Annotated in this window: 27 protein-coding genes; 10 read left to right on the top strand and 17 right to left on the bottom strand. The window is 73.8% G+C overall.

What is annotated here, in order from left to right; all coding sequences use genetic code 11:
- The first annotated feature begins 31 nt into the window (after positions 1–31).
- Entirely contained in the window at positions 32–673 is a 642-nt protein-coding gene (locus EIW28_RS20915; protein WP_125249655.1) for a hypothetical protein, read from the top strand.
- Here EIW28_RS20915 and EIW28_RS20910 read toward each other — a convergent pair.
- Positions 664–1,572 carry an AraC family transcriptional regulator gene (locus EIW28_RS20910; RefSeq protein WP_125249654.1) on the bottom strand — a complete coding sequence of 303 codons (909 nt, stop codon included), beginning with the start codon at positions 1,570–1,572 and terminating at the stop codon, positions 664–666. The two genes, EIW28_RS20915 and EIW28_RS20910, sit on opposite strands and share 10 nt — an antisense overlap.
- Before the next feature lie 80 nt (positions 1,573–1,652).
- Here EIW28_RS20910 and EIW28_RS20905 point away from each other — a divergent pair, with 80 nt between their 5' ends.
- A complete protein-coding gene (locus EIW28_RS20905) occupies positions 1,653–2,261 on the top strand; it encodes an NAD(P)H oxidoreductase (protein WP_232014099.1) in 609 nt (202 codons plus the stop codon).
- Here EIW28_RS20905 and EIW28_RS20900 read toward each other — a convergent pair.
- Genes EIW28_RS20900 through EIW28_RS20875 form a run of 6 tightly spaced genes read right to left on the bottom strand, consistent with a single transcriptional unit; the run spans position 2,258 to position 4,831 of the window.
- A complete protein-coding gene (locus EIW28_RS20900) occupies positions 2,258–2,821 on the bottom strand; it encodes a hypothetical protein (protein WP_125249652.1) in 564 nt (187 codons plus the stop codon). The genes EIW28_RS20905 and EIW28_RS20900 overlap by 4 nt on opposite strands.
- Positions 2,818–3,339 carry a DUF6286 domain-containing protein gene (locus tag EIW28_RS20895; protein WP_125249651.1) on the bottom strand — a complete coding sequence of 174 codons (522 nt, stop codon included), beginning with the start codon at positions 3,337–3,339 and terminating at the stop codon, positions 2,818–2,820. Before EIW28_RS20895 ends, EIW28_RS20900 begins: the two co-directional genes overlap by 4 nt.
- Positions 3,336–3,704, bottom strand: a complete 369-nt coding sequence (locus EIW28_RS20890) for an Asp23/Gls24 family envelope stress response protein (protein ID WP_125249650.1) — start codon at positions 3,702–3,704, stop codon at positions 3,336–3,338. Before EIW28_RS20890 ends, EIW28_RS20895 begins: the two co-directional genes overlap by 4 nt.
- Complete coding sequence (locus EIW28_RS20885) at positions 3,694–3,873, bottom strand: DUF2273 domain-containing protein (protein WP_125249649.1); 180 nt, start codon at positions 3,871–3,873, stop codon at positions 3,694–3,696. The genes EIW28_RS20890 and EIW28_RS20885 overlap by 11 nt, the downstream gene beginning before the upstream one ends.
- A gap of 2 nt (positions 3,874–3,875) precedes the next feature.
- A complete protein-coding gene (locus EIW28_RS24745; RefSeq protein WP_197717406.1) occupies positions 3,876–4,406 on the bottom strand; it encodes a hypothetical protein in 531 nt (176 codons plus the stop codon).
- Positions 4,403–4,831: an Asp23/Gls24 family envelope stress response protein gene (locus EIW28_RS20875; protein WP_125249648.1), complete on the bottom strand. Its 429-nt coding sequence runs from the start codon at positions 4,829–4,831 to the stop codon at positions 4,403–4,405. The genes EIW28_RS24745 and EIW28_RS20875 overlap by 4 nt, the downstream gene beginning before the upstream one ends.
- A gap of 172 nt (positions 4,832–5,003) precedes the next feature.
- Between EIW28_RS20875 and EIW28_RS20870 the strand changes: the two genes are divergently transcribed.
- Positions 5,004–6,461 (top strand): glycoside hydrolase, encoded by a 1,458-nt coding sequence (locus EIW28_RS20870; protein ID WP_125249647.1) that lies wholly within the window; start codon positions 5,004–5,006, stop codon positions 6,459–6,461.
- Between the two features lie 57 nt (positions 6,462–6,518).
- Here the strand turns inward: EIW28_RS20870 and EIW28_RS20865 are convergent, their stop codons facing one another.
- The 7 genes from EIW28_RS20865 to EIW28_RS20835 form a co-directional block, all read right to left on the bottom strand.
- Complete coding sequence (locus EIW28_RS20865) at positions 6,519–7,595, bottom strand: cellulose binding domain-containing protein (RefSeq protein WP_125249646.1); 1,077 nt, start codon at positions 7,593–7,595, stop codon at positions 6,519–6,521.
- Between the two features lie 197 nt (positions 7,596–7,792).
- Complete coding sequence (locus EIW28_RS20860) at positions 7,793–8,365, bottom strand: GNAT family N-acetyltransferase (RefSeq protein ID WP_125249645.1); 573 nt, start codon at positions 8,363–8,365, stop codon at positions 7,793–7,795.
- Positions 8,355–9,854 (bottom strand): APC family permease, encoded by a 1,500-nt coding sequence (locus EIW28_RS20855; protein WP_125249644.1) that lies wholly within the window; start codon positions 9,852–9,854, stop codon positions 8,355–8,357. The genes EIW28_RS20860 and EIW28_RS20855 overlap by 11 nt, the downstream gene beginning before the upstream one ends.
- Positions 9,855–9,881: 27 nt before the next feature.
- A complete protein-coding gene (locus EIW28_RS20850; protein ID WP_158630489.1) occupies positions 9,882–10,553 on the bottom strand; it encodes a GPP34 family phosphoprotein in 672 nt (223 codons plus the stop codon).
- Positions 10,554–10,779: 226 nt separating this feature from the next.
- Complete coding sequence (locus EIW28_RS20845; RefSeq protein ID WP_125249642.1) at positions 10,780–11,151, bottom strand: hypothetical protein; 372 nt, start codon at positions 11,149–11,151, stop codon at positions 10,780–10,782.
- Between the two features lie 121 nt (positions 11,152–11,272).
- Positions 11,273–12,421: a sensor histidine kinase gene (locus EIW28_RS20840; RefSeq protein WP_125249641.1), complete on the bottom strand. Its 1,149-nt coding sequence runs from the start codon at positions 12,419–12,421 to the stop codon at positions 11,273–11,275.
- On the bottom strand, positions 12,418–13,086 hold the full coding sequence (locus EIW28_RS20835; protein ID WP_125249640.1) for a response regulator transcription factor: 669 nt from the start codon (positions 13,084–13,086) through the stop codon (positions 12,418–12,420). The genes EIW28_RS20840 and EIW28_RS20835 overlap by 4 nt, the downstream gene beginning before the upstream one ends.
- Positions 13,087–13,221: 135 nt before the next feature.
- Here EIW28_RS20835 and EIW28_RS24380 point away from each other — a divergent pair, with 135 nt between their 5' ends.
- Genes EIW28_RS24380 through EIW28_RS20820 form a run of 4 tightly spaced genes read left to right on the top strand, consistent with a single transcriptional unit; the run spans position 13,222 to position 16,586 of the window.
- Positions 13,222–13,722: a hypothetical protein gene (locus EIW28_RS24380; RefSeq protein WP_158630488.1), complete on the top strand. Its 501-nt coding sequence runs from the start codon at positions 13,222–13,224 to the stop codon at positions 13,720–13,722.
- Positions 13,719–14,762 (top strand): peptidoglycan-binding protein, encoded by a 1,044-nt coding sequence (locus tag EIW28_RS20830; RefSeq protein ID WP_158630487.1) that lies wholly within the window; start codon positions 13,719–13,721, stop codon positions 14,760–14,762. The genes EIW28_RS24380 and EIW28_RS20830 overlap by 4 nt, the downstream gene beginning before the upstream one ends.
- Positions 14,759–15,427 carry an ABC transporter ATP-binding protein gene (locus EIW28_RS20825; protein WP_125249638.1) on the top strand — a complete coding sequence of 223 codons (669 nt, stop codon included), beginning with the start codon at positions 14,759–14,761 and terminating at the stop codon, positions 15,425–15,427. Before EIW28_RS20830 ends, EIW28_RS20825 begins: the two co-directional genes overlap by 4 nt.
- Positions 15,414–16,586 carry an ABC transporter permease gene (locus EIW28_RS20820; protein WP_125249637.1) on the top strand — a complete coding sequence of 391 codons (1,173 nt, stop codon included), beginning with the start codon at positions 15,414–15,416 and terminating at the stop codon, positions 16,584–16,586. Before EIW28_RS20825 ends, EIW28_RS20820 begins: the two co-directional genes overlap by 14 nt.
- 86 nt (positions 16,587–16,672) lie before the next feature.
- Here the strand turns inward: EIW28_RS20820 and EIW28_RS20815 are convergent, their stop codons facing one another.
- Positions 16,673–17,512: a helix-turn-helix transcriptional regulator gene (locus tag EIW28_RS20815; protein WP_125249636.1), complete on the bottom strand. Its 840-nt coding sequence runs from the start codon at positions 17,510–17,512 to the stop codon at positions 16,673–16,675.
- Between the two features lie 101 nt (positions 17,513–17,613).
- Between EIW28_RS20815 and EIW28_RS20810 the strand changes: the two genes are divergently transcribed.
- On the top strand, positions 17,614–18,378 hold the full coding sequence (locus EIW28_RS20810) for an SDR family oxidoreductase (protein ID WP_125249635.1): 765 nt from the start codon (positions 17,614–17,616) through the stop codon (positions 18,376–18,378).
- Between the two features lie 43 nt (positions 18,379–18,421).
- On the opposite strand, the gene EIW28_RS20805 is transcribed toward EIW28_RS20810, so the two are convergent.
- On the bottom strand, positions 18,422–21,730 hold the full coding sequence (locus tag EIW28_RS20805) for a DUF4132 domain-containing protein (protein ID WP_125249634.1): 3,309 nt from the start codon (positions 21,728–21,730) through the stop codon (positions 18,422–18,424).
- A gap of 279 nt (positions 21,731–22,009) precedes the next feature.
- Here EIW28_RS20805 and EIW28_RS20800 point away from each other — a divergent pair, with 279 nt between their 5' ends.
- Both EIW28_RS20800 and EIW28_RS20795 read left to right on the top strand, forming a co-directional pair.
- Complete coding sequence (locus tag EIW28_RS20800; RefSeq protein ID WP_125249633.1) at positions 22,010–22,756, top strand: SAM-dependent methyltransferase; 747 nt, start codon at positions 22,010–22,012, stop codon at positions 22,754–22,756.
- Between the two features lie 69 nt (positions 22,757–22,825).
- The gene (locus EIW28_RS20795) at positions 22,826–23,419 is read left to right on the top strand and encodes a DNA polymerase ligase N-terminal domain-containing protein (RefSeq protein WP_125249632.1); all 594 of its coding nucleotides are present in this window, start codon (positions 22,826–22,828) and stop codon (positions 23,417–23,419) included.
- 44 nt (positions 23,420–23,463) lie between these two features.
- On the opposite strand, the gene EIW28_RS20790 is transcribed toward EIW28_RS20795, so the two are convergent.
- Positions 23,464–23,700: a hypothetical protein gene (locus tag EIW28_RS20790; protein ID WP_125249631.1), complete on the bottom strand. Its 237-nt coding sequence runs from the start codon at positions 23,698–23,700 to the stop codon at positions 23,464–23,466.
- Between the last annotated feature and the right edge of the window lie 100 nt (positions 23,701–23,800).

Genomic DNA, 23,800 nt, shown 5'->3' with positions numbered 1-23,800 from the left:
CGTGTCGGAGGGGCCGGGCACAATCGGGGGTGTGAGCAATCCTGACGCCTCGGTCCCGTGGGGCCGCCCCGTGGTCGACACGATCCCGCTGCCGCCCTTCGCGACACCAGACGAGCACGTGCGCTTCACCAGGGCCCTGCAACTGCACGTGGCCCTCGTCGACGACGGCGGGCCCTCGCTCGCGGCGAAGGTCCTCTCCGAGACGCTCGCCCGGCAGGGACAGGGCCCGGACCTGTCGCCGCTGGAGCTGACGGTCGCCCTCGCGACGTTCTTCCCGGCGCCGTGGACGCCGGCCGCGCTCGCGGCGGTCCTGGCGGCGCGCGAGCGCTTCGGACCGCGCGAGCTCGAAGGGGTCTGGAACTGGGAGTTCGACCCCGACTTCACCGCGGTCCCCCGGGCCGGGGGCGGCTGGGAGGTCGAGCGGCACGAGCGCGGCTCGCGGCGGCCGTGGGCGTCCCTGGAGCACGAGGGCGACCTGGTGCTCATGTGGATGGACCACTACCGCACCACCTCGGCCTACCCGTACGGGTGGCGGGCCGACGAGGGCGCGGGCGAGGCGCTGGCCGAGTCGGCGCGGGCGGTGCGCCTGGCGCACGCGGCCGACGCCGCGAAGCCGTACCTGGCGAACTGGCGGGCCGAACGCGAGCGCTTCCTGGAGGACGGTCAGGCGTAGGCGTCGCGGAACGCCCTGGGGCTCATGCCCTGCGTGCGCTTGAACGCGGTGCTGAACGCGAACGGGTCGGCGTACCCGACCGTGCGGGCCACGGCCGCCACCGGGAGCTCGGGGTCGGCGAGGAGGTCCTCGGCGAGCGACATGCGCCATTCGGCGAGGTAGGCCAGCGGCGGGCGGCCCATGACCGCGGTGAAGCGCTTGGCGAAGTGGGCGCGGGAGACGCCGGCCTCGGCGGCGAGGGCCTCCACGGTCCAGCGGGCCGCCGGGTCGCCGTGCATGGCCTCGATCGCGGGGCCGGTCACCGGGTCGAGCACGCCGCGGTACCAGGCGGGCGCCTCGGCGCCCTGGAGGTCGAACCAGCAGCTGAGCGTGCAGACGAGGCCCCAGTCGAGGACGCGGTCCACGAGGGACCCGCCGCCGGGGCGGCGGCTGCGGGCCAGCGCGTCGTCGAGGGCCTTGAGCCACAGCACGTCCGCGGGGTTCTCGTCGAGGACGAGGGCCTTCGGGAGGGTCCGCAGGAGGCGTTCGTGGCGGGGCCGCAGGTCGCGGTAGGCGCCGACGACGAGCGCGGTGGGGCCGTGCGGGTCGCGCTTGGGTTCGCACTCGGCGTCGGGGTCGAAGCACGAGACCTGGTAGGCGGGGCCGCTCGCGCCGGGAGCGGCGTCGCGGTCGACGAGGTGGAACGGCTCGGTGTCGCGCACGAGCGCGGTCGAGCCGGGCCCGAGCGGGTGCTCCTCGCCGTCGGCGAGGACGAGGCGGCCGCCGCCGTGGACGACGGTGATGAGGGTGAGCGGCGCCCGGTCGGGGAATCCGATGCGCCAGGCCGGTTCGAGGGCGGCGCGGGTGACGGAGGCGCGTTCGGCGCGGATGCCGCGGAGCATGTCGCTCAGTGGGTCCATGGCCCCATCGTAGACGCTCGCGAAGGTATCCCCCGGTTTCGACCATGGCACGTCTGCGCAGGGTCGGGTGTACTTGCGGCATGAGCGAAACCGAACCCACCGCACTCGTCGTCGTCGGCCACCACCGGTCCGACTCGCTGACCGCCGCCGTCGCCGAGCGGGCCGCGAAGCGCCTCGCCGCCGGCGGCTACCGCGTCGACGTGCTCGACCTGCACGAGGCCGGCTTCGATCCGCGAGGGAACACCGCGGACGAGCCCGACTACGGGAACCGCGACAAGCGGTACAGCGAAGAGGTGCACGAGCACATCGCGCGCGTGCACGCCGCGGACGTGATCGTCCCGGTGTTCCCGGTGTGGTGGTACGGGCTGCCGGCGCTCCTCAAGGGCTGGATCGACCGGGTGTGGAACTACGGGCTCGCGTACGGGCGCAGCCGGTCGCCGATGGCGGGCAAGCGGATGCTGTGGATCGCGCTCGCCGGGCTGGCGGAGGACGACCCGAACTCGGCGCTGACGCGGGCGTTCCTCGACGGGCCGCTGCGGGTCGGGATCTCGGCGTACTGCGGCATCCCTGACGCGGCCGCGGTCGCGCTGTACGACTCGGAGGCGCAGGGGCTCGCCGGGGCCGAGCGGGACCGGCACTACCGGGAGCTGTTCGCGAAGGCGGACGAGGCGGTCGACGCGCTGCTCTAGTGGACGCGCGGGGTCTTGCGGGCGCGTTCGCGGCGCGGGCCGTCGACGAGGACGCGGACGGCGACCTCGCCGTCGGGGAACGCGGCCGCGACCTCGTCGGCGAGGCCGGCCGCGGCGTTGCGGAGCGACTCGCCGTCGGCGCGGGGGTCGACATGGGACCGCAGTTCGATGAGCTGGCCGCCGCGCACGTCGAAGCGGCGACTGGTGACGCGGTCGACGGGCGCGCGGCGTTCGAGGTCGGCGCGCAGGCGCGGGGCGACCGAGCGGGCGTCGAGGTCGATCCGGTCCGCGCCGGAGGAGGCGAGGGCGACGCGGCCCTCCGCCGGGCGCGGGAGCCGCGCGAGGAGCCACCACAGGGCCAGGACGGCGAGGACGGCGGCGGCGCCGAGGGCGGCCCACGCGAACCAGTCGGCGTCCACGACGGCGTCGACCCGGTCCGGGTCGAGGCGGTCCCAGACCCCGGCGAGGTCGAAGCGCCAGTCCACGACGGCGGCGCCCGCGGCCAGGAGCAGCAGGCCGAGGAGGACGCCGGCGGGCCGGTCGATCGCGGGTCGTCTCATCGGCCGCCCTCCTTGGCCTGCACGGCGACTTCGAGGTCGGCGAGGCCGGCGAGCCGGTCCCCCACCGATTCGAGGATGTCGGCGACGGCGGCTTCGTGGCCGGGGGCGAGGAGGGCCTTCACCTTGAGGCGGCGGCGCCGCAGCTCAGTGGCGGCGTGGAGGACGCCGGGCGCGCGCTCGGCGGCGTCCGCGGCCATGGCCTCGACGGCGCGCGGCGAGATCCACAGGTCCCCTGGCCCTTCGGCGGACAGGTGGCTGCGGCGGGCGGGCACGAAGGCGGCGACGAGGAACCACAGGCCGAGTAGGGCGGAGGCGACGCCGGCGGCGAGCACCCAGACGGACGGTTCGCGGTCGTGCAGGGCCGCAAGGGCTTCGCGGAGCCAGGAGGGCTGCGCGGTCCAGCCGCGCTCGGCCGCGGTGTGCTGGGCGAAGAGGACCGCGAGCGCGGCGAGGAGGACCGCGCCGAGGACGGCGGGCCAGGCCGCGGCGGGTCGGCGGCGGGGTTCGCGGATCTTCATCGCACCCGCCTCCGGTCGCGTTCGGGGGCGTCGACGAGATGGACCGCGACGTCGATCGCGACCACGTCGTAGCCGGTGATCCGGGCGGTCTCGGCGCGGACGCGGCGGGTGAGTTCGCGGGCGTTCGCGGCGACCGGGCCGGGCCAGGTGACACCGACGTCGAGGGAGGCCCAGATGCGGCCGTTCCTGACGGTGGCCTTGGCGCGCGGGCGCTTCGGCCCGGCGGTGCCGTCGCAGGCGCGGGCGGCGCCTTCGAGGACGTGCGCCACGGCGGCGTCGGAGAGGCGCAGGCCGCCGCGCTCCTCGGGCGGGCGGTCGGCGCCGGAGCCGGGGAGGTCGGCGAGGGCGAAGGCGTCATCGGTCACGGCGGCCCCTGAAGCGCTCGACCACGTCGATCTCGCCGCTGAACCGGCCCGCGACGGCGAAGCCGACCGCGCCGAGGATGACGGCGAGGAGGAATCCGGTGAAGCCGCCGCCGATGACGGCCAGCGCCAGCAGCAGGCCGGCCACCAGGCCGGCGTAGGAAGCCTTCATGGTCAGTCCCCTTTGCTCGGGTCGGGTCCGCCCGCACCGGTCGCGAGGCCCGCGGCGCCATCGAAGTCGGCGTCCTCGGCGCTGCCGCTGAAGCCGGCGTCTTCGGTCGTGCCGCTGAGGTCGACGTCTTCGGCGGCCGCTCCGATGTCGACGCCCTCGACAGTCCCACCGATGTCGACGCCCTCGACAGTGCCGCTGCGATCGACCTCCTCGGTGCTCCGCAGGTCGATGTCCTCGGCAGTGCTCCAGGGGTCGATGTCCTCGACGGTGACGGCCACGGGCCGGCCCGGGGCGAGCGGTGCGACCGCCGCGCGGATCGCGGCGGCGGTCCTCGGTATGTCCGTACCCCAGTGGACGGCCACGTGCACCTCGCAGGCGGTGTCGTCCAGGCGCAGGCCCGGGACGCGGCGGCCGGGCAGGAGGACGGCGACCTCGCCGCGGGCGCCGCCGTGGAGGCCGGCGACTCCGGGCACGGCGAGCACGACGGCGGCGATCGCGTCGACGCCGGCGGCGTAGTCCTGGGCGGCGCTCACTCGACCCTCGGTTCGCCCTCGGGTTCGGCGTCGGGGTCGTCGAGGTGCACGTCGTGCACGGCGATGTTGACCTCGGTGACCTCCAGGCCGGTCATGCGCTCGACCGCGTCGACCACGTTGCGGCGCACGCCGGCCGCGAGGTCGGCGATGGCGATGCCGTACTCGGCGACGACGTCGAGGTCCACGGCGGCCTGACGTTCGCCGACCTCCACGGAGACGCCCTGGCCGTAGTTGCTGCGCGAGCCGGGAATCCGTTCGCGCAGCGCGCCCACGGCGCGGCCGGCGGCGCCGCCGAGCTCGTGGATGCCCTCGACTTCGCGGGCGGCGATCCCGGCGATCTTGGCGACCACCTGGTCGGCGATCACGGTCTTGCCGTGGTCGCTCGCGAGCGGCCCGCCTTCGGCGGTCGCGGTCCTGTCCGTCATCGCTGACCTCCCCTTTCGTGACCGGTCACCACCGTCGCACAGAACGCAAGGGATTGTCACGGAAAGTCGCGAACCGATGACCGCTCACTTATTCTCATGCTTTATCGAAGGGGTTGACTTGAAGGGGCGAGGTCTGAAATTATCGACGAATCTCGATGTATTGGAGGCCGGCATGCGCCGTCGCACACTCTTCACCGCCGCCGGGACCGGGGCGCTGGCAGCGGGCGCGGTGCCCGCCGCCGCCCGGGCCGACTACACCACCGCCGTCAATCCGGCGACCACCTGGGGCACCTGGGAGGGCTGGGGCACCTCGCTGTGCTGGTGGGGCCGGGCCTTCGGGAACCGGAACGACCTCGCCGACCTGATGTTCACCCGCAACAACGTCACGTACGGCGGCGCCTCGCTGCCGGGCCTTGGGATGAACATCGTCCGGTACAACGCGGGCGCCTGCTCGTGGAACTCGATCAACGGCGAGTCCATGGTGGTCTCCCCGAACATGATGCGCTCCAGGCAGATGGACGGATACTGGCTCGACTGGAACTCCAGCGACCCGGCGTCGGCGAGCTGGAACTGGAACGTCGACGCGAACCAGCGCAACCTCATGTGGAAGGCCCGCGACCGCGGCGCAAACATCTTCGAGCTGTTCTCGAACTCCCCGATGTGGTGGATGTGCGTCAACCACAACCCGGCGGGCGGCGCGGACGGCAACGCGGACAACCTCCAGTCGTGGAACCGGCGGCAGCACGCGGTCTACATGGCCACGATCGCGAAGTACGCCCACGACAACTGGGGCGTCGACTTCGACTACGTGGACCCGTTCAACGAGCCGATCGCCAACTGGTGGACGGCGACCGGGACCCAGGAGGGGTGCCACTTCACGGTCGCGACCCAGTCGGTCGTCATCGACCACCTGCGCACCGAGCTCGACGCGCGCGGATTGTCGTGGATGCCGATCACCGCCTCCGACGAGTCGCTGTACGACCAGGCCGTGAGCACCTGGAACGGGCTCACCGCGTCCGCGAAGAGCAAGATCGCCAAGGTCAACGTGCACGGGTACCAGTACGAGGGCGGTCGCCGCGACTCCGTCTACAGCGCAGTTCGCTCGGCCGGGAAGCGGCTGTGGAACTCCGAGTACGGCGAGAGCGACGGCACCGGCCTGCGCCTGGCGCGCAACCTCAACCTCGACTTCCGCTGGCTGCACCCGACCGCCTGGTGCTACTGGCAGGTCCTCGACGGCGGCGGCTGGGGGCTCGTCCAGGCCGACAACGAGACCGGCACGCTCGGCGCGGTGAACACGAAGTACTTCGTGTACGCCCAGTACGCGCGGCACATCCGGCCCGGCATGACGATCATCGACGGCGGCGAGGCGAACACGGTCGCCGCGCACGACCCTGCTTCGGGCAAGCTCGTCATCATCACCACGAACTACGGGACGGCGCAGACGATCACGTACGACCTCTCGGCGTTCGGCACGGTGCCGAACGGCACGGCCGTGCGCTGGTCGACGCAGACGAACGGCTCCGAGCGCTACGCGCGGCACACCGACACCACGGTGGCCTCCAAGCGGTTCTCCCGGGCGTTCCCGGCGAACACGGTCATGACCTTCGAGATCGAGGGCGTGCGCCGCTGAGCGCACGCCGACGGCGCCCGGCCGGCGAAGGACCGGGCGCCGTCGGCGCCGGGGTGTCTAGGAGGCGTCGAGGATCGGGTCGAGGGCCGCGAACCAGTTGGCGGCGAGCTTGACGTAGCCGTCCTCGTCGGGGTGGACGCCGTCGTAGGTGTCGACCGAGGGGACCCAGCCGGTGTGCTGGTCCACCACGACGATCGGCGACCGGGCGGTGGAGTGCGCGGCGGCCCAGGCGGGGATCTGGGCGTTGAAGTCCACCGTGCGCTGCGGGCAGTCGGCGCAGTTGCTCGGCGCCAGCGGGATGAGCTGCGCGGCCAGGATGATCGCGTCGGGGTTGCGCTCGCGCAGATCCTCCACGATGGTCGTGTACGCGGCGAGGATGGTGGCCGGCGGGATCGAGGACCAGACGTCGTTGGTGGCGAAGTGGAGCAGGAGCACGTCGGGGGTGTTCTGGTCGAGCCAGCCACGCACGCTGCCGTTGTTCACCGACTGGGTGACGAGGAAGCCGCCGTGGCCCTCGTGGTCGGGGTCGGAGCCGGCCGGGTTGCACGCCTGGGAGAGCGAGCCGACGAAGTCGACGTCGTGGCCGGCCTGGTCGAGGAGCTGCCAGAGGTTGCCGCGCCAGCAGCCGGGGCTGCCGGTGATCGAGTCGCCGAGCGGCATGATCGTCACGGGCCCGCCGGGCGGGTCGGTCGGGTCCTCGCTGGTGGGCGGGTCGGTGGGGTCGACCTGGCCGTCGCACAGGTCGCCGTTGATCGAGATCCCGGTGGGGGCGGCGGCGCTGCCGGAGCCGATGAAGCCGAAGACCTCGCGGGTCCGACCGGCGGCGATCGCGCCGTTCCAGCCGACGTCGGCGCCGGTGAAGGCGGTGCCGCTCTGGCTCCAGGACACGTTCCAGGCGCTGGAGACGGTCGTGCCGGACGGGAAGGTCCACTCCAGGTCCCAGCCGTCGATGGCCTCGCCCGCGGTGATCGCGACGTTGGCCTGGAAGCCCGAGCCCCAGCTGCCGACCACCGTGTAGTCGACCTCGCATCCGTCCTCGGCGAGTGCCAGGTCCGCCGGGCCGAGCACCAGGGCGCCGACGCCGAACGCCGTCGCGGCGGCGGCCGCGACGGCGGTGATCCTCGTTCTTCGCATCCCATGCTCCTTCGGGTGCTCCAGGAGCAAGGGAGCGCTCCCAGTTCAATGTGGAGAGCATAGCAAGACGGTATTTGTATAGTCAAGTGTGTCAATATAACTGTCAATATAACGGACGACGGGGAGAGCGGATGCGCGAGAACGGCGTCGGTCGGTCGGAACGCGGCGGCGGGCCCGACCGGGCCCGCCGCCGTCGGTCATGCGGTCTGGGGCTCGCGCCACATCGGGTAGAGCCAGGGGCCGCCGTCCTCGAGGCCGTAGCGGTCGCCGAGCGGCTCGTAGCCGAGGGTGCCGTAGAGGCTCGCGGTCTCGGGCGAGACCGCCTCCAGGTAGGCGGGGATGCCGTCCCGGTCCAGAATGCGGTGGTGGCGGCGGAGCATCGCGGTCGCGATCCCGTTGCCGCGCCGCTCCTTGCGCACCCCGACCAGCGCCACGTAGTGGTGCGGGGTCTCGGGGTGGTGTTCCTCCATGACCCGGTCGAGGTGGCGGAAGCGTTCGACGTGGACCCCGCAGGCGGCCTGGAGCCGGTCGTCGTAGTCGGGGAACGGCGGCGCGCCGGCGGTGTGGTCGAACCACACCACCGCGCCGTCGAGGTCGCCGGCGGTGACCACGCCGCCGTGCCCGAGCGCGTGCTCCACGAGCAGCTCGAACTGGCCCCGGACCGCCTTGCGGCGCTCCTCCGGGTCGTCCACGAGCCACTTGGCGGTCGGCAGGTCGTTGAACTCGTCGGCGAGCATCGCCGCCACGGCCCCGTACGCGCTAACGCTCACCGGCGGCCCCCACCGGGACGGCGGCCCGCTCGGCCGCCTGGACCAGGGGCGCCTTCGCGCCGTGCCCGATCCCCGCGTAGACCTCCGGGCGGGCGCGCTTGAGGAACAGGCCCCAGGCCGCGCCCAGGAGCGCGAGCGCCGCGAACACGATCGGCACCAGCTTGGGCAGGAGCGATCCCTTCTCGACCCCGAGGAGGGTGTGGAAGTGGAGGACCGACAGGTACAGGACCCCGGCCATGGCCAGGACGGCCAGGACGGGCGCGATGCGGGCGGACCAGGCGGACTCGTCGCGCCGATCCCGCGCGAAGTACACCAGGACCGCGACGGCGCAGGTCAGGATGAGGGCGATGAGGCCGATGCCCGAGGCCGTGCCGAGGTAGTAGAAGAGGTGCACCACCGGGTCGAGTTCGAGGACGGCCCACAGCACGAGCACGAGGCCGCCGGCGACGGTCTGGGTGACCGAGGCGGCGACGGGGGCGCAGGTGCGCACCGAGGTGCGGCCGAGCCAGGTGAAGAGGACCTGCTCGCGGCCGAGCGCGAACAGGTAGCGGGCGGTGGTGTTGTGGAAGCTCAGGGCCGCGGCGGTGACCGAGGTGAGGAGGAGGACCTGGCCGATGGTGACCCACGCGCTCCCGAGCTGCTCGCCGGCGAGGGTGAACATGAGGTCGAGGTCGCCGGTGGCGGCCGCGACCACCTGGTCGTCGCCGACGGCGGTGATGATCGACCAGGACGAGGCGATGTAGACGAACGCGAGGACGCCGATCGTGGCGAGGGTGGCGCGGGCGACGGTGCGCTTGCGATCGCGCGCCTCCTCGCCGTAGACGGTTGGCGACTCGAAGCCGATGAAGCCGATGACGGCGAGGGCGAGCACGGCGCCGGCGGCCTCGCCGCTGAGGGCGGTCGGGGCGAACGCGCCGAACGAGAGCCCGTCGGCGGCGTTGGCGAAGTTCGAGGCGCTGAACATGAGGATGACCGCGACCTCGACGGTGAGGAGCACGGCCAGGACCTTGGCGTTGATGTCGACGGCGCGGGTGCCGAGGAGGCCGACCAGGGCCCAGGCGACGAGTGCCCAGACCCACCAGGGCAGGTCGAGGCCGGCGCGGGCGATCAGGCCCTGGGCGGTGAAGCCGAGGAGGCCGTAGAGGCTCGCCTGGAGGGCGCAGTAGGAGGTGGCGGCGACCCACGCGGCGGCGACGCCGGGGACCCGGCCCAGGCCCCGGGCGACGAACGCGTACATCGCGCCGGCGTTGGCGATGTGCCGGGCCATCGCGGTGTAGCCGACGCTGAACAGCCACAGGGAGACCGCGATGATCACGTACCCGAGCGGGATGCCGATCTGGCCGGCCACGGCGAACATGACGACGACGCCGCCGGCGATCACCGTCAGCGGCGTCGCGGCGGTGAGGGAGAAGTGGAGGAGGCTGAGCGTTCCGAGCTTGTCTCGGGCCAGCGCTGACTGGACCGCGCTTGCGGGTGAGGGAGCTGACATGGGGCGTGACTCCTAATCTCGCAATATCTAGAGGTTGCCGGTGATGGCGGTGTCCGCCACCGCGGCGGTGAGGTGCCCGCGGATCGCCTGGAGCGGGGCGGGCAGCACTCTCAGGTGGCCCTCGGCGTATTCGCGCGCGCCGGAGGGCATCTGGGAGTACAGCGATTTCGACAGGCCGACGGCCTCGGTGAGGGCGAGGAGGAATGCGTCGAGCAGGGGCATTCGTCGGTCCATCGTGGACAGGTAGCGGCGCAGCCGGGCGAGCGGCGCCTGGGCGATGAGGGCGTCGGCCGCGTCGTAGGTGACCTGGACCTTCCCGAGCCAGCGGCTGCGCTGCTCCCCGCGCACCATGAGGCCGGCCACGACCATGTGCTCGGCGGTCTTGGTCTGGGTGTCGGCGATCGCGAGGTACTCGAGCCAGTCGGGCACCGCGAGGTGCTCGGGCTCGCCTTGGACGAGTTCGGTGAGCCACAGGCCGAGCGAGTCGCGCGGCGGGCCGCCGCGGGGCTCGGAGAGCACCAGGTCCCGGCCCTCGTGGCTGCGCACCGCGAGGTGGCCCGAGAACACCAGCTCCGCCAGCAGTGCCGCGCCGAGACCCAGGCCGATCACGCGAGGCGCGACCGCGGGCTTGTAGAAGTCGTGGTATGCGGTGATGAGAAAGGCGTCGTACACCAGCCGGGGGGTGGGCGCGTCGGGCACCGGGAGTGATCCTTCCAGTACAGGAGCGTTCGATCGGATTATGATACGGTCACGCGTTTTCGCGGTTGAATTCGGTATTCCGACTATTTCCGCCCTGCTAGAAAGCTTGTTGTCAATTGGCGCGCTCTACCCTCCTCACGGTGGAAACGCACTGAAGCTCCGCACTGAGTGGACAGTGCGGAGCTTCGCGGCGTCTGCTGCCGGCGCGCCGTGCGCCGGCGCGGGGTCAGCCGATCACGTCGCAGTAGGGCTGGACGGTCTCGACGACGGTGGGGCCTTCGGCCTCCTCGACGCCGAAGAGGGAGGCGGCGTCGCGGGCGAGCTGCTCCTCGTCGGCGCCCTCGGCGGCGGACTGGCACAGCTGCTGCGCGCCGTCGACGATCTCGGCGGCCGAGAGGTCGGGGGCGAGCTCCTGGAGGTCGGCGGCGACGTCGGTCGGGAAGTCGGGGGCGAGGCTCTCGAGCGAGTCCTCCAGGTCGGGGAAGGTGGGCGTGTCGATCGGCAGTTCCCCTTCACCGCAGGCGGAGAGGGAGAACGCGGCGCCGAGGGCGAGGGCGAGCGCGGCGATGGTGCGGGTCGTGCGAACGGCTCGTGCCATGTGAACAGCTCCTTTGCGAGACTTGCGGGCCACGCTACCAATACATTTGCGGATCAACGAGACCATTCGGAATGCGTTCGGTCACAAGAGGGCCGCGGCCGACCGGCCTCGGAGGCGCGCGCTAGGGCGCGGGGAACTCCGCGGTGACGCGCAGGCCGCCGCCCGGGTTCGGGACGGCGGTCAGCGCCGCGTCGTGGACGCGAGCCACCGACTCCACGATGGAGAGTCCGAGGCCGACGCCGCGGACGGACTCGATCCGGTCGCGGCCCTCGCCGCGGCGGAACGGCTGGAAGAGGGCGTCGATCTCGTAGGCGGCCACGGCGGGGCCGGTGTTGGCGACGGTGAGGCGGGCGCGGCCCGCGGCGGTCGCGGTGGCGACCGCGAGGGTGCCGCCGGGGTGGTTGTGGCGGATGCCGTTCGCGACGAGGTTGGCGACGAGGCGCTCCAGGAGGGCGGCGTCGCCGACGGCCACCGCTTCGGCGGCGTCGAGGTCCACGGTCACGCCGGAGGCGGCGGCCTCGGCGGCGAACTGGGCCGCGACGTGGGCGGCGATGTCGGCCAGGTCGACCGGCGCGGGGTCGGCGGGGGCCCGGTCGGCGCCGGCGAGGGTGAGCAGGCCGTCGATGAGGCGCTCGTGCCGCTCGTTGACGGCCAGGAGGTTCGCGGCGAGGCTCCGCACGCCTTGGCCCGCATCGGGTTCGGCCGCGGCCACCTCCAGGAGGGTCCGGTTGATCGCCAAGGGCGTCTTGAGCTCGTGGGAGGCGTTGGCGACGAAGCGGCGCTGGCCCTCGAAGGCGCGGTCGAGGCGGGCCAGCATCCCGTCGAAGGTGTCGGCGAGGCGCTTGAGCTCGTCGCTCGGGCCCTCGAGGTTGATGCGCTCGTGGAGGGAGCGGTCGGCGACGCGCTGCGCGGTGGCGGTGATCGCGTCGATCGGGCGCAGGACCCGCCCGGCCATGAGGGAGCCGAAGGCGACCGCGAGGAGGCCCACGACGAGGAGCGCGACGATCGAGCCGAGCAGGACCGCCTGGAGGGTCGCGGCGTTCGCCTCCTGCTGGCGCCGCACGACCGTCTCGACGAGGGCGGCGAGCTCCTCGCCGGACGCGCCGAAGTGCTCGCGGGCGTCCATGATCGCGTCGAGCGAGTCGTCCGACTGCGGCAGGTTGTCGGCGATGCGGCTGCGCACGATCAGGTACACGACGGTGACGAGCACGGCGCCGGCGGCGAAGAACGCGCCGCCGTACCAGAGGGTGAGCCTCGTGCGGAGCCTCATGGCCGGTCCTCCCTGACGACGTAGCCCGAACCCGGGACGGTCTCGATGACGGGCGGGTCGCCCAGCTTGCGGCGCAGCGTCATCATCGTCACCCGGACCACGTTCGTGGCCGGGTCGATGTGCTCGTCCCAGACCTTCTCGAGCAGGCGCTCGGAGGAGACGACGGCCGCGCCGGGGCGCAGCAGCTCGGCGAGGACGCCGAACTCCTTCTTGGACAGCGGCACGTACCGGCCGCCGCGGAAGGCCTGGCGGCCGGCGGTGTCGAGCCTGATCCCCGCCCGTTCGAGGACCGGCGGCGCGGCCGGGGCGGCGCGCCGCGCCAGGGCCCGGACGCGGGCCACGAGCTCGCTGAACGCGAACGGCTTGCCGAGGTAGTCGTCGGCGCCGATGGACAGGCCGCGGACGCGGTCGTCGACGCCGGAGGAGACCGTGAGCATGAGGACCCGGGTCGAGTGCGGCCCGGCGACCACCTTCCGGGTGAGGTCGTCGCCGCCGACGCGCGGCAGGTCACGGTCGAGGACCGCCACGTCGTAGTCGTACGCGGCCAGGCGCAGCCGCGCCGAGTCGCCGTCGTAGCAGACGTCGACGGCCATGCCCTCGGCCCGCAGGCCCTTCGCGATCGCGTCGGCGAGCATCCGCTCGTCCTCGACCACCAGTACGCGCATCCCGGCTCCTCCCCCGTCGAGTGTCGATGCTGCCAGGTCCGGTGTAAGCGCGGCGTAAGCATCCGCGCTCACGCGGGCCACATGCGCGCGCGGCTTCACTTGCGGCGTCCATCCGAGAACGAAGGAGACGCCACGATGAGACGAGTACTGCTCGCCGCGGTCGCGCTGTCGGCGCTGCCGCTGTTCGCCGCCTGCGGCGACGAGCCCGCCGACGAGGTCGCCAGCGCCGGGGGCACGGCCTCCGCGGAGGCGACCGGGGAGGCCGGCCAGGAGGAGGGCCTCCAGGCCTTCGCCGAGTGCATGCGGGACCAGGGGGTGGACTTCCCCGATCCCGACCCGGACGGCGGCTTCGCGGGAGCCGAGGAGCTGCGCGAGCTGTTGGAGGACGAGCCCGAGGCGGTCGAGGCATGCCAGGAGCACCTGGCGTCCGGGGAGCACGACGTGTCGGACCCGGAGGTCCAGGCGGCGCTGCTGGAGTTCGCGCAGTGCATGCGCGACAACGGGGTCGAGGACATGCCCGACCCGGGCGAGGAGGGCTTCGGGCCGACGCTGCTGGAGGAGGGCCAGGCGGACCCGGAGTGGGACGCCGCGATCGAGGCGTGCCAGGAGCACCTCGGACAGGCGCGCGACCAGTGAGGCGGCGGACGAAGGCGATCGCGGCCGGGTCGGCCGCGGCGGCCGGGCTGGCCGCGGCCGGGGCGCTGTACTGGGCCGGCGGCGACGAGCCGGCCGCGTCGGCGCAGGACCCGGGCGCGACGGCGACGGTGGAGGTGCAGGACCTGGCCCGGTCGGAGGAGGTCGTGGGGACGCTCTCGTACGGCGAGGCGCACACGCTCAGCGGCGCGAAGCCGGGGACCGTGACGTGGCTGCCGGAGCCGGGGACGGTGATCGGCGCGGGCGACGCGGTGTACGACGTCGACAACGCGCCGGTCGTCGCGATGACCGGCGACCTTCCCCTGTGGAGGGATCTGGCGCCGGGGGTCGAGGGCCCCGATGTGGCGCAGCTGGAGTCGAACCTGGCGGACCTCGGGTACGAGGGGTTCACCGAGGACGACGCGTACACGGACGCGACCGCGGCGGCCGTGGAGGCGTGGCAGGAGGACGTCGGGGCGGCGGAGACGGGGACGGTGGCCGTCGGCGACGTCCTGTTCTCGCCCGCGGCGGTGCGGGTCGCCGACCATGTCGCGGCCGTGGGCGATCCGGCGAGCGGGCCGGTGCTGTCGTACACCTCCGGGGAGCGGCGGGTCACGGTGCAGCTCGACGTCGCCGACCAGGACCTGGCGGCCGAGGGCCAGGCGGTCGCGGTGGCGCTGCCGGACGGGACCGAGGTCGCGGGCACGGTGTCCGCGATCGGGCAGACCGTCGCCGGTTCGCAGGAGGAGGGGTCCGAGGAGCCCGAGACCGTCGAGGTCACGGTGGAGGTCGCGGACCAGGCGGCCCTCGGGTCGCTCGTGTCGGCGCCGGTGACGGTGGAGCTGGTGTCGGAGACGCGCGAGGACGTGCTGACCGTGCCGGTCGAGGCGCTGCTGGCGCTCCGCGAGGGCGGGTACGGCGTCGAGGTCGTCGACGGCGGCGGCGCCGAACTGGTGCCGGTCGAGACCGGCGTGTTCGCCGACGGCCGCGTCGAGGTCGCGGGCGCGCTGGAGGCCGGCATGGAAGTGGCGGTGCCCGAATGAGCGTCGTGGTGCTGGAGGAGGTCGCGAAGGCCTATCCGGGCGTGACCGCGCTCGACGGGGTGTCGCTGGAGATCGGCGAGGGCGAGCTCGTCGCGGTCGTCGGCCCCTCGGGGTCGGGGAAGTCGACGCTGCTCAACCTCGCCGGGACGCTCGACCGGCCCACGTCGGGGACGGTGCGGGTCGCGGGCGAGGACGTCTCGGCGCTCTCGGACCGGCGGCTGTCGCGCCTGCGGGCCGCGGAGCTGGGCTTCGTGTTCCAGCAGTTCCATCTCGCGCCGGGGGTGCCGGTGCTCGACAACGTCGCCGACGGCCTGCTGTACCGGGGCGTGCCGCGCGCGAAGCGGCGCGAGGCCGCCGCCGCGGCCCTCGCGACGGTCGGCCTGGCGCACCGGACCGGGCACCGCCCGCACGAGCTGTCCGGCGGCGAGCGCCAGCGCGTCGCCGTCGCGCGCGCGATCGTGGGCGGGCCGCGGCTGCTGCTCGCCGACGAGCCGACCGGGAACCTCGACTCGGCGTCCGGCGCGGCGGTCATGGGCCTGCTGCGGGGCCTGCACGAGGGCGGGACCACGGTCGTGGTCATCACGCACGACCGGGACATCGCGGCGGGCCTGCCGCGGCGGATCGAGATGCGCGACGGGCGGGTGGTGCGCGATGCGGTGGACTGACCTGCTGCGCGTCGGCGTCCACGGGCTGCGGTCGCGGCCGCTGCGGGTGGCGCTGTCGGCCGTGGGGATCGCGATCGGGATCGCGGCGATGACGGCGGTCGCGGGGATCTCGGCGTCGAGCTCGGCCGAGCTCGACCGGCAGCTGGACGAGCTGGGCACGAACCTGCTGACGGTCGCGCCGGGGCAGGCGCTGTTCGGCGGCGAGTCGCAGCTGCCGCTCGAGGCGGTCGCGATGATCGAGCGGATCGGGCCGGTCGAGTCGGCCGCGGCGACCGGGACGGTGGCGGACGCGAAGGTGTACCGGACCGACCGCATCCCCGAGAACGAGTCGGGCGGGATCGCGGTCAAGGCCGCCGAGGACGACCTGCTCGACGTCGTGGGCGCCTCGCTCGCGCAGGGGCAGTGGATCGGCGGCGCGGCCGGGGACTTCCCGGCGGCGGTGCTCGGCGCGGACGCGGCCGCGGCGCTCGGGGTCGCGGCCGGCCCCGACGTGCAGATCTGGCTGGGCGGGCAGTGGTTCGCCGTGGTCGGGGTGCTCGAACCGGTGGCGCTCGCGCCCGAGCTGGACAACGCCGCGCTCGTCGGCTGGGACGCCGCCGCGGCGTACCTGGGCTTCGACCTGCACGCCACGCAGGTGTACGCGCGGGCGGCCGAGGCGGCCGTGGCCGACGTGCAGGCGGTGCTGGGGGCGACGGCGAACCCGGAGCACCCCGAGGAGGTCGAGGTCTCGCGGCCGTCGGACGCGCTGGTGGCGGCCGAGGCGGCGGAGGCGTCGTTCACGGGGCTGCTGCTGGGGATCGGGGGCGTGGCGCTGCTCGTCGGCGGCGTCGGGGTCGCGAACACGATGGTGGTCTCGGTCCTGGAGCGGCGCGGGGAGATCGGGCTGCGGCGCTCGCTCGGGGCGACCCGGGCGGACGTGCGCGGGCAGTTCCTCGCCGAGTCGCTGCTGCTGTCGCTCTTGGGCGGCGCGGGCGGGGTGGCGCTCGGCGCGGCGATCACCGCGGCGTACGCGGCGTGGCAGGGCTGGCCGGCGACGGTCCCGGCGTGGGCGCTCGGGGGCGGGGTGGCGGCGACCGCGGTCATCGGCGCGGTCGCGGGTCTCTACCCGGCGGTGAAGGCCGCCAGGATGTCGCCGACCGAGGCGCTGACCTCGCCTTGAGTGCCAGGGCGGACCCGGCCGCGGGCCGGTCGGGCCGCCCTGGTATCTTGTAGGGGGAAGGTGCTTCGGCCCTTCCTTTTCTGCGTTCAGGGGCGGGTTCCGGCGGGGCCGAGGACCGCCAGGAGGCGCAGCTTCTCCTCCGCTTCACTGCGCGGCTCGGCCGTGAGCACCAGTAGCGCCTGCGACTCGTCCTCGGTGAACAGCACCTGGCAGTCGAGTTCGATCGGGCCGACCTCGGGGTGGACGAGGGTCTTGTGGTCGGCGAAGCGCTTGGCGACCTCGTGCCGGTCCCACAGGTCCGCGAACTCCTCCGACCGCCGCCGCAGCGCGGCCACCAGCTCCCCCGCCCGCGACGCCGGGCCCATGGCACCGTAGGCGACCCGCAGGGCCGAGACGAGGGCGCGGCCCTGGCGGTCGCGGTCGTCGGCGGGGTACTTATCGCGCTCGCCGGGGCGGGTGAACCAGCGGTAGGCGTCGTAGCGGTCGAGGCCGGTGAACGAGGTGCGGTCGCCGAACAGGGCCTTGGCGAGGTCGTTCTGGACGAGGGCCTCGCCGAGGTTCGACAGGATGAGCGCGGGCGTGTCCTGGAGGCGGTCGAGGACGCGCAGGAGCGCGGGGGCGACGTGGGTCGCGTCCGCCAGGCGCGCCGGGGCGTTGTGGCCGGCGAGCCGGAACAGATAGTCGCGCTCCTGGTCGGTCAGGCGCAGGGCGCGGGCGAGCGAGGCGAGCATCTGGACGCTCGGCTGCGGGCCGCGCCGCTGCTCGAGGCGGGTGTAGTAGTCGGTCGACATCGCGGCGAGCGCGGCGACCTCTTCGCGGCGCAGGCCCGGGGCGCGGCGGCGCGCCCCCGGGGGGAGCCCGACGTCTCCCGGCTGGAGCCCTTCGCGGCGGCGGCGGAGGAACTCGGCGAGTGCGGTGCGGTCCATGCGTCCAGTATCGGCCCGGCGCGGGCCGCGAACCAGGGACCGGCGATCCCCCGACAAGCGCTCTCTGCACAGCGGCGCCGGAAGCGCCCAGACTTCGGGGCATGGACATTTCAGGGAACACCATCTTCATCCCCGGCTCGACCGGCGGCATCGGCCTCGCGCTCGCGCTCGCGCTCCAGGCGAAGGGCAACACGGTGATCGTCGGCGGGCGCCGCACGGCCGAGCTCGAGCGGATCGCCGCCGCGCATCCGGGCCTCGACACCGTCAGGATCGACACCGCCGACCCGGCGAGCGTCGCGGCCGCCGCGAAGGAGGTGCTCGACCGCCACCCGGACCTGAACGTGCTCATCGCGATGGCCGGGATCATGCGCGCCGAGGACTGGCGCCGGCCCGAGGGCTTCCTCGAGTCGGCCGAGGCCGTCGTCACCGTGAACGTGCTCGGGCCGATCCGGCTCATCGGCGCGTTCGTGGAGCACTTCCAGACCCGGCCGCACGCGACGATCATGACCGTCTCCTCCGGGCTCGCGTTCGCGCCGCTGCGCGTGACGCCGAGCTACAACGCCTCGAAGGCCGCGATCCACATGCTCAGCGAGTCGCTGCGGCTCCAGCTGGCGGACACGCCGGTCGAGGTCGTGGAGCTGGTGCCGCCGTCGGTGCAGACCGAGCTCATGCCCGGGCACGCCGACGACCCGCACGCGATGCCGCTCGACGACTACATCGCGGAGGTCATGGGGCTCATCGAGTCCCGGCCGGACGCGCGCGAGATCCAGGTCGAGCGCGTCAAGTTCCTGCGCTACGGCGAGGCCCGCGGCGACTACGACCAGGTCGTGGACGCGCTGAACGCGAACGAGCGGCTGAACGGCTGACGGGGGGCGGGCGGGCCCTCCGGGGGGAGGGCCCGCCCGCGCGTCAGCGGTCGGCGCCGGCGGCGACGGCCCTCGCGAGGGCGGTGAGCGCCTCCGAGGCCGCCACCGGGTCGCCGATCGTCAGGCCCGGGGTGGCCTGGGCGCGGGTCCAGCCGCCCATGTCGGAGCGGGAGAGCACGACCTGCTTCAGGTTCTGGATCCAGTGGTCGTTGACGTCGCCGACGGTGATGCCCGGGTCGAGGTCGAGCACGAGGTAGCCGGTGCCGGGCAGGGCGCACCACATGCCGTTCTCGATGCCGGCGTCGAGCGCGGGCGCGCGGGTCCAGCCCTTCTTGACCAGGCCGAGGAGGGCGCCGACGGGCACCGAGGCCCCTTCGAAGCGGGTGAGGTGGCCGGTGGCGACCTCCTCGTCGGTGAACGCGTCGGTCTCGCGGCCCAGCTGCGGGAACGGCTGCACGATCTCGTAGTCGGCGAAGACCTCGGCCCAGGCCGCGGTCTCGTCGCCGAGGACCACCGGGTGCGCGACGCGCACGAGCGCGGTGTCGGCGAGGGCGAACTCGTCCTCTTCGACGCCGGTGCAGGTGCGGTCCTCCGCGAGGCGGAACGCGACCGGGCCGGCGCCGTCGTCGGCGGTCCACACCAGGCGGCGGGCGAGGTGCCACACGAGCGGGTGCTCGACGAGGTGCTCGCGGAACTCGGCCGGCGTCCACGCGCGTCCGGTGACCATGGCGCGCTCCAGGCGCTTGACCTGGTCGGCGGCGACGGTGCGGAGGTCCTTGCGCAGCGCCGCGAACCGCTGGTAGGCGGCCTCGGCCAGGTCGGCGTCGTCCTTCGCGGCGGGCTTGGGCAGCGACTTGCGCGGCTTGCCGTCCGCGTCGGTGACGAACGGCTTCAGCTGCTCGTCGAAGCCGACCTTGAACTGCCGCGGCCCGTAGTCGAGGACGAGCGCGGCCTCGTCGCGGAGCCCGAAGTCGGGCACGAGCCGGTCCGCGAGCTGCTCGGCGGACAGGCCGAGGTTCTGGGCGATCGCGGTGATCTGCTCGCGGGCCTCCTCCTTGATGGCGCTGAACTTGGCCTTCTCGCCGATGTGCTGGATGGCGCGCAGGGCGGTCTCGGTGCCGATCGCGCCGAGGACCTGGAGGCCCTTGACGGCGCGGTGGTGCTGGTTCTCCCCCGGCCAGCGGGCCACGAGCGCCTGGAGCTCGCGCACGGTCCGGTCGTCGCCGAAGTGCATGAGCTGGGTGAGCGCCCACGACTGGTCCCAGGGGGCGCCGGCGGTGAGCCACTGCTCGAACAGGGCCCAGGAGAAGCGGGTGAGCGAGGCCCGGTCGCAGGTCTCGGCGAGGACGGCGACGCCCGCGTACTCGTAGTCGGGCGTGCCGAGGGCGAGCACGGTGGCGGCGTCGCGGACCACGCTGTCCGGGAGGGCGCGCTCGCCGCCGGGCAGGAGGAGCTGCGGGAGCGCGAACGCGGAGACCCACGGGCCGGGCTCGGGGATCGTGACGCCGGCGGGCAGGAACGGGTCGACGTCGACCAGGGGTTCGATCGCGGCGGCCGCGTCGGGCCCGTACCGGCCGGCCGCGTCGCGGACGGTGTCGGGGCCGCGGTGCGCGGCGATGTAGCGGAGCGCGGCCTCGGCGGCGGCGCGGGGCTTCTTCGCCTTGCCGAGCGCGTCGGGGACGAGGAGCGCGGCAGCGTCCGCGGCGTGCCGGTCGAGCCAGGCGAAGGCCATGGGGCGCATGGTCTTCAGGCGCACGAGGGCGTCGGCGACGAGGCGGGCGGCGGTGAGGTTCGCGATCGGGGCGAGGACGCCGCGCATGGAGGCGTCCCAGCCGGCGGCCGTGGCGACCTGCTCGGCCGCGGCGTCGCCGTGGGCGGCGAGGAGGCGCTGGAGGACCTCCGGGGAGATGTAGCCCGGCTGGGGCTGCCACTCGGGCAGGAAGTGCGCGGTGAGTTCGGGCGGCGCGCAGGCGAGGACCCGGACCTGGTGGTGCGGGGCGAGTTCGGCGATGCGCTCGGCGTCCTCGGTCCAGTCGCGCTCGCCGCTCACGCTGGCCTCGGCCCACGCCTCGCGCTCGCCCTCGGCCCAGACGACGCGGCTGATCGGGAGGGGCATGAGTCCCTTGAGGACCACCGGTGCGGCCTCGGGCCTGGCGCGCTTCCAGGGCGGGGAGGCGAGCAGGGCCGGGACGGCCTCGGCGGGCGCGGCCGGGACGCGGTCGGCGAGGCCGGTGGCGGCGGCGATGGTCTCGCGCACCTCCTCGGACTGGCGCTCCAGGGCGGCGCCGAGGAGGAGCGGGTCGGAGAAGAGGACGGTCAGGAGCCGTTTGCGCGCGGCCGGTTCGGCGCCGGAAAGGCGGGCGGCGACGGCGCGGAGGGCGCGCTGGGGGAAGCGCGCGGCGGCCTCCATGGCGTGGCCGATCGCGCCCGGGTCGCGGTCGAGGTGGTCGAGGAGGCGGTCGAACGCGGCGTCGGAGGGGATCATCGCGAGCGTGCGGCAGAGGGTCTTGCGGTCGTCGCCGTCGAGCCAGGTGGTGAACATGGACTCGACGACGGGGACGGCGTGGACGCCGAGGCGGTGGACGAGGTCGGCGAGGCCGGCGGTCCGGAACCAGTAGAGGTAGGCGCCGGAGTGGTCGACGCCTTCGAGCTGCCCGGGGGTGGTGATGACGCCGAGGAGGAGGTTGGCGAGCTCCATGCGGGGCCGCTGGGCCTGGAACTCGGCGCAGACCTGGTCGAGCCAGTCGGTCTCGTCGGGGACCAGGAGGCTCACGGCGAAGCGGCGCATGGGGTCGGTGCGGAGGGCGGCGAGGGCGTCCAAGACGGCGGCGTACTCGTCGTCGGGGAGGGCGGCCAGGTGCGCGCGGACGGCGTCGAGCGCGGCGGCGCCGTTGGCGCGGGCCCAGCGGTGGTTCTGGAAGCTGGTGGGGATCAGGCTGATCGCGCTGCCGCGGTCGGGCGAGGTGATGTCGAGCAGGAGGAACTCGGCGAGCGCGGCGGCGGCGAACGGCAGGCCGTGCTCGGCCGCGGCCAGGTCGAACAGGGGGCGCTGGACGTACGGTTCGGCGCTCGCGGTGGTGCGGGCCAGGGCCGCGACGGCGGCGGCGCCGCGGAGGTCGGGCGAGCCGGCGAGGTAGGCGAGGCCCGCCTCGCGGTACTCGGTGTTGGCCTCGTGGTCGAGGCGTTCGCGCACGGCGGCGTCGAACTCGGCGAGGAGCTTGCGGCCGGCCTCGGGGTCGAGCCGCATCCGCTTCGGCTTGCCGGAGCCGCGGCGCGGCCGCACGAACCGGTGCCAGGAGTCGGGGAACGCGAGGCGGCTCTCGTCGGGGAGCGGGGTCTGAGATTCGTTCACGCGCGCCAGTCTAGGAACCGGGTGTGACAGGGTCCTCTGTGGCACACAGGGTGATCAGGCAGGGACGAAGCCGTCTGGGGCGGTCGCGCTCGGTGCGCGCCCGGGCCTCGGGAATCCACTGGACAGGTCCGGTGCGGCGCAGTAGCGTCGCGGGGTCCTTCGCACGCCCCGAAACCGGAAGCAGGTGCATTTGATGCCCGCCCAGATTCCCGCGGTCGGCTCCGACCGGCCGCTCATGAGCCTTTCCACCAGCTTCCGAACGAAGGATGAAAAGACACAGTGGACCTTCCACGCACGTTCGCGATCCGCGAGAGCAGCCACCGGCTGATCAACCCGTTCACCGCGGAGAAGATGGCGGCCCTCGGGCGCGCCATCAGGCCCGCGCCGGGCACCGCGATGCTCGACCTCGCCTGCGGCAAGGGCGAGATGCTCTCGACCTGGGCCCGCGACCACGGCACGACCGGCACCGGCGTCGACATCAGCACCGTCTTCATCGCCGCCGCGCGCGAGCGGGCGGCCGAGCTCGGCGTCGCCGGGCGGGTCCGGTTCGTGCACGGCGACGCCGCCGGGCACGTCGCCGACGAACCGGTCGGCATCGCCTCCTGCATCGGCGCGACCTGGATCGGCGGCGGCGCCGCCGGGACGGTCGAGCTGCTGCGCCGCAGCCTCGCCCCCGGCGGGATGATGCTCGTCGGCGAGCCGTACTGGCGGCTCGACCCGCCCGACCAGGCCACCGTCGAGGGCTGCTACATGTCCTCGAAGGAGGACCTCTTCGCGCTCCCCGAGCTGCTGGAGCACTTCCAGGGCCTCGGCTGCGACGTGGTCGAGATGGTCCTGGCCGACCAGGACAGCTGGGACCGCTACTCCGCGGCCCAGTGGCTCAACCTGCGGCAGTGGCTCGACGCCAACCCCGAGGACGAGCTGTACGCGGAGCTGCGCGCCGAACTCGACACAGCGCCCGTCAAGCACGCCCGCTACCAGCGCGAATACCTCGGCTGGGGCGTCTTCGCACTGATGGACCGCTAGCTGCCCGCGGGCCCCGGCGCGCCGGGGCCCGCGGTGTTTTCCGGGACCGGGCCGGGGTATTCCCGCCGCATGTCACGCGGCGATGAACTCAAGGAGTACCGGGCCAAGCGCAAGCTCAGCAGGTCCGGGGAACCGGCCGGCGGCGAGCCCGCGCCCGGCGCGCGCCGGTTCGTGATCCAGCGGCACGACGCCTCCTCGCCGCACTTCGACTTCCGGCTCCAGGTCGGGAGCGTCCTCGCGTCCTGGGCGGTGCCGAAGGGCCCGTCGACCGACCCGCGCGAAAAGCGCCTCGCCGTCCGCACCGAGGACCACCCCCTCGACTACGCCGGGTTCGAGGGCCGCATCCCGCCCGGCGAGTACGGCGCGGGCACCGTCATCGTCTGGGACGAGGGCGAGTACGAGAACCGCACCGGCGAGGACGACGACGCCCCCGTGCCGATGGACGAGGCGCTCGAGGACGGGCACGTGGTGGTGGAACTCAAGGGCCACAAGCTCACCGGATCGTTCGCGCTCACGCGCACCGGCGACGACGATGACGATGACGGCGAGCGGTGGATCCTCGTGAAGCTCGACGACGAAGGCGCCGACGCCCGCCGCAAGCCCGCCAAGACCCAGCCCGAGTCGGTGCTCAGCGGACGCGTGAACGAGGACCTGGAGCAGTGAGCGGGGCGCCGCCGGTCACGGCGGCGCCCCTCCCCCGCGTCCGTTCAGGCCGCCCGCGCGGCGGCGAGGCCGGCCCGCGGCGAGACCGACGAGCAGCCGGCGCATTCGTGGCCGCCGTCGAAGCCCGAGCCGATGGACCAGCCCTCGGCCTCGGCGGCCGCGCACAGGACCGGCCAGCTGTAGTAGGAGTCGTCCCCGCATTCGAAGACCTGGCCGCAGGAGTCGCAGCGGAGTTCGTACTCGATGACGCCGTTGCTCCAGTCGTAGGTGCGTCCGCTCATGGTCGGTGCTCCAATCCAGGGGCGGCCGGGGGTGGCCCGGCCGGCCGTCATGCTGTCGCCCCCTGGTGCCCGAAAGGCGGGCGCGCCAAACCACGGCGGT

This window comes from Glycomyces terrestris (assembly GCF_003933745.1).
Lineage (GTDB): Bacteria > Actinomycetota > Actinomycetes > Mycobacteriales > Micromonosporaceae > Glycomyces > Glycomyces terrestris.
The sequence above is the reverse complement of the archived record's forward strand: the minus strand, read 5'-3'. Positions and strand labels throughout refer to the sequence as shown.

What these genes read in the sequence shown, in the direction of transcription:
- EIW28_RS20865 (WP_125249646.1), bottom strand. Translation starts at nt 7,595, where the DNA reads ATGCGAAGAACGAGGATCACCGCCGTCGCGGCCGCCGCCGCGACGGCG.
- EIW28_RS20820 (WP_125249637.1), top strand. Translation starts at nt 15,414, where the DNA reads ATGCGGTGGACTGACCTGCTGCGCGTCGGCGTCCACGGGCTGCGGTCG.
- EIW28_RS20875 (WP_125249648.1), bottom strand. Translation starts at nt 4,831, where the DNA reads ATGACGGACAGGACCGCGACCGCCGAAGGCGGGCCGCTCGCGAGCGAC.
- EIW28_RS20790 (WP_125249631.1), bottom strand. Translation starts at nt 23,700, where the DNA reads ATGAGCGGACGCACCTACGACTGGAGCAACGGCGTCATCGAGTACGAA.
- EIW28_RS20825 (WP_125249638.1), top strand. Translation starts at nt 14,759, where the DNA reads ATGAGCGTCGTGGTGCTGGAGGAGGTCGCGAAGGCCTATCCGGGCGTG.
- EIW28_RS20795 (WP_125249632.1), top strand. Translation starts at nt 22,826, where the DNA reads ATGTCACGCGGCGATGAACTCAAGGAGTACCGGGCCAAGCGCAAGCTC.
- EIW28_RS20910 (WP_125249654.1), bottom strand. Translation starts at nt 1,572, where the DNA reads ATGGACCCACTGAGCGACATGCTCCGCGGCATCCGCGCCGAACGCGCC.
- EIW28_RS20835 (WP_125249640.1), bottom strand. Translation starts at nt 13,086, where the DNA reads ATGCGCGTACTGGTGGTCGAGGACGAGCGGATGCTCGCCGACGCGATC.
- EIW28_RS20855 (WP_125249644.1), bottom strand. Translation starts at nt 9,854, where the DNA reads ATGTCAGCTCCCTCACCCGCAAGCGCGGTCCAGTCAGCGCTGGCCCGA.
- EIW28_RS20900 (WP_125249652.1), bottom strand. Translation starts at nt 2,821, where the DNA reads ATGAGACGACCCGCGATCGACCGGCCCGCCGGCGTCCTCCTCGGCCTG.
- EIW28_RS20870 (WP_125249647.1), top strand. Translation starts at nt 5,004, where the DNA reads ATGCGCCGTCGCACACTCTTCACCGCCGCCGGGACCGGGGCGCTGGCA.
- EIW28_RS20845 (WP_125249642.1), bottom strand. Translation starts at nt 11,151, where the DNA reads ATGGCACGAGCCGTTCGCACGACCCGCACCATCGCCGCGCTCGCCCTC.
- EIW28_RS20905 (WP_232014099.1), top strand. Translation starts at nt 1,653, where the DNA reads ATGAGCGAAACCGAACCCACCGCACTCGTCGTCGTCGGCCACCACCGG.
- EIW28_RS20810 (WP_125249635.1), top strand. Translation starts at nt 17,614, where the DNA reads ATGGACATTTCAGGGAACACCATCTTCATCCCCGGCTCGACCGGCGGC.
- EIW28_RS20885 (WP_125249649.1), bottom strand. Translation starts at nt 3,873, where the DNA reads ATGAAGGCTTCCTACGCCGGCCTGGTGGCCGGCCTGCTGCTGGCGCTG.
- EIW28_RS20815 (WP_125249636.1), bottom strand. Translation starts at nt 17,512, where the DNA reads ATGGACCGCACCGCACTCGCCGAGTTCCTCCGCCGCCGCCGCGAAGGG.
- EIW28_RS20895 (WP_125249651.1), bottom strand. Translation starts at nt 3,339, where the DNA reads ATGAAGATCCGCGAACCCCGCCGCCGACCCGCCGCGGCCTGGCCCGCC.
- EIW28_RS20840 (WP_125249641.1), bottom strand. Translation starts at nt 12,421, where the DNA reads ATGAGGCTCCGCACGAGGCTCACCCTCTGGTACGGCGGCGCGTTCTTC.
- EIW28_RS24380 (WP_158630488.1), top strand. Translation starts at nt 13,222, where the DNA reads ATGAGACGAGTACTGCTCGCCGCGGTCGCGCTGTCGGCGCTGCCGCTG.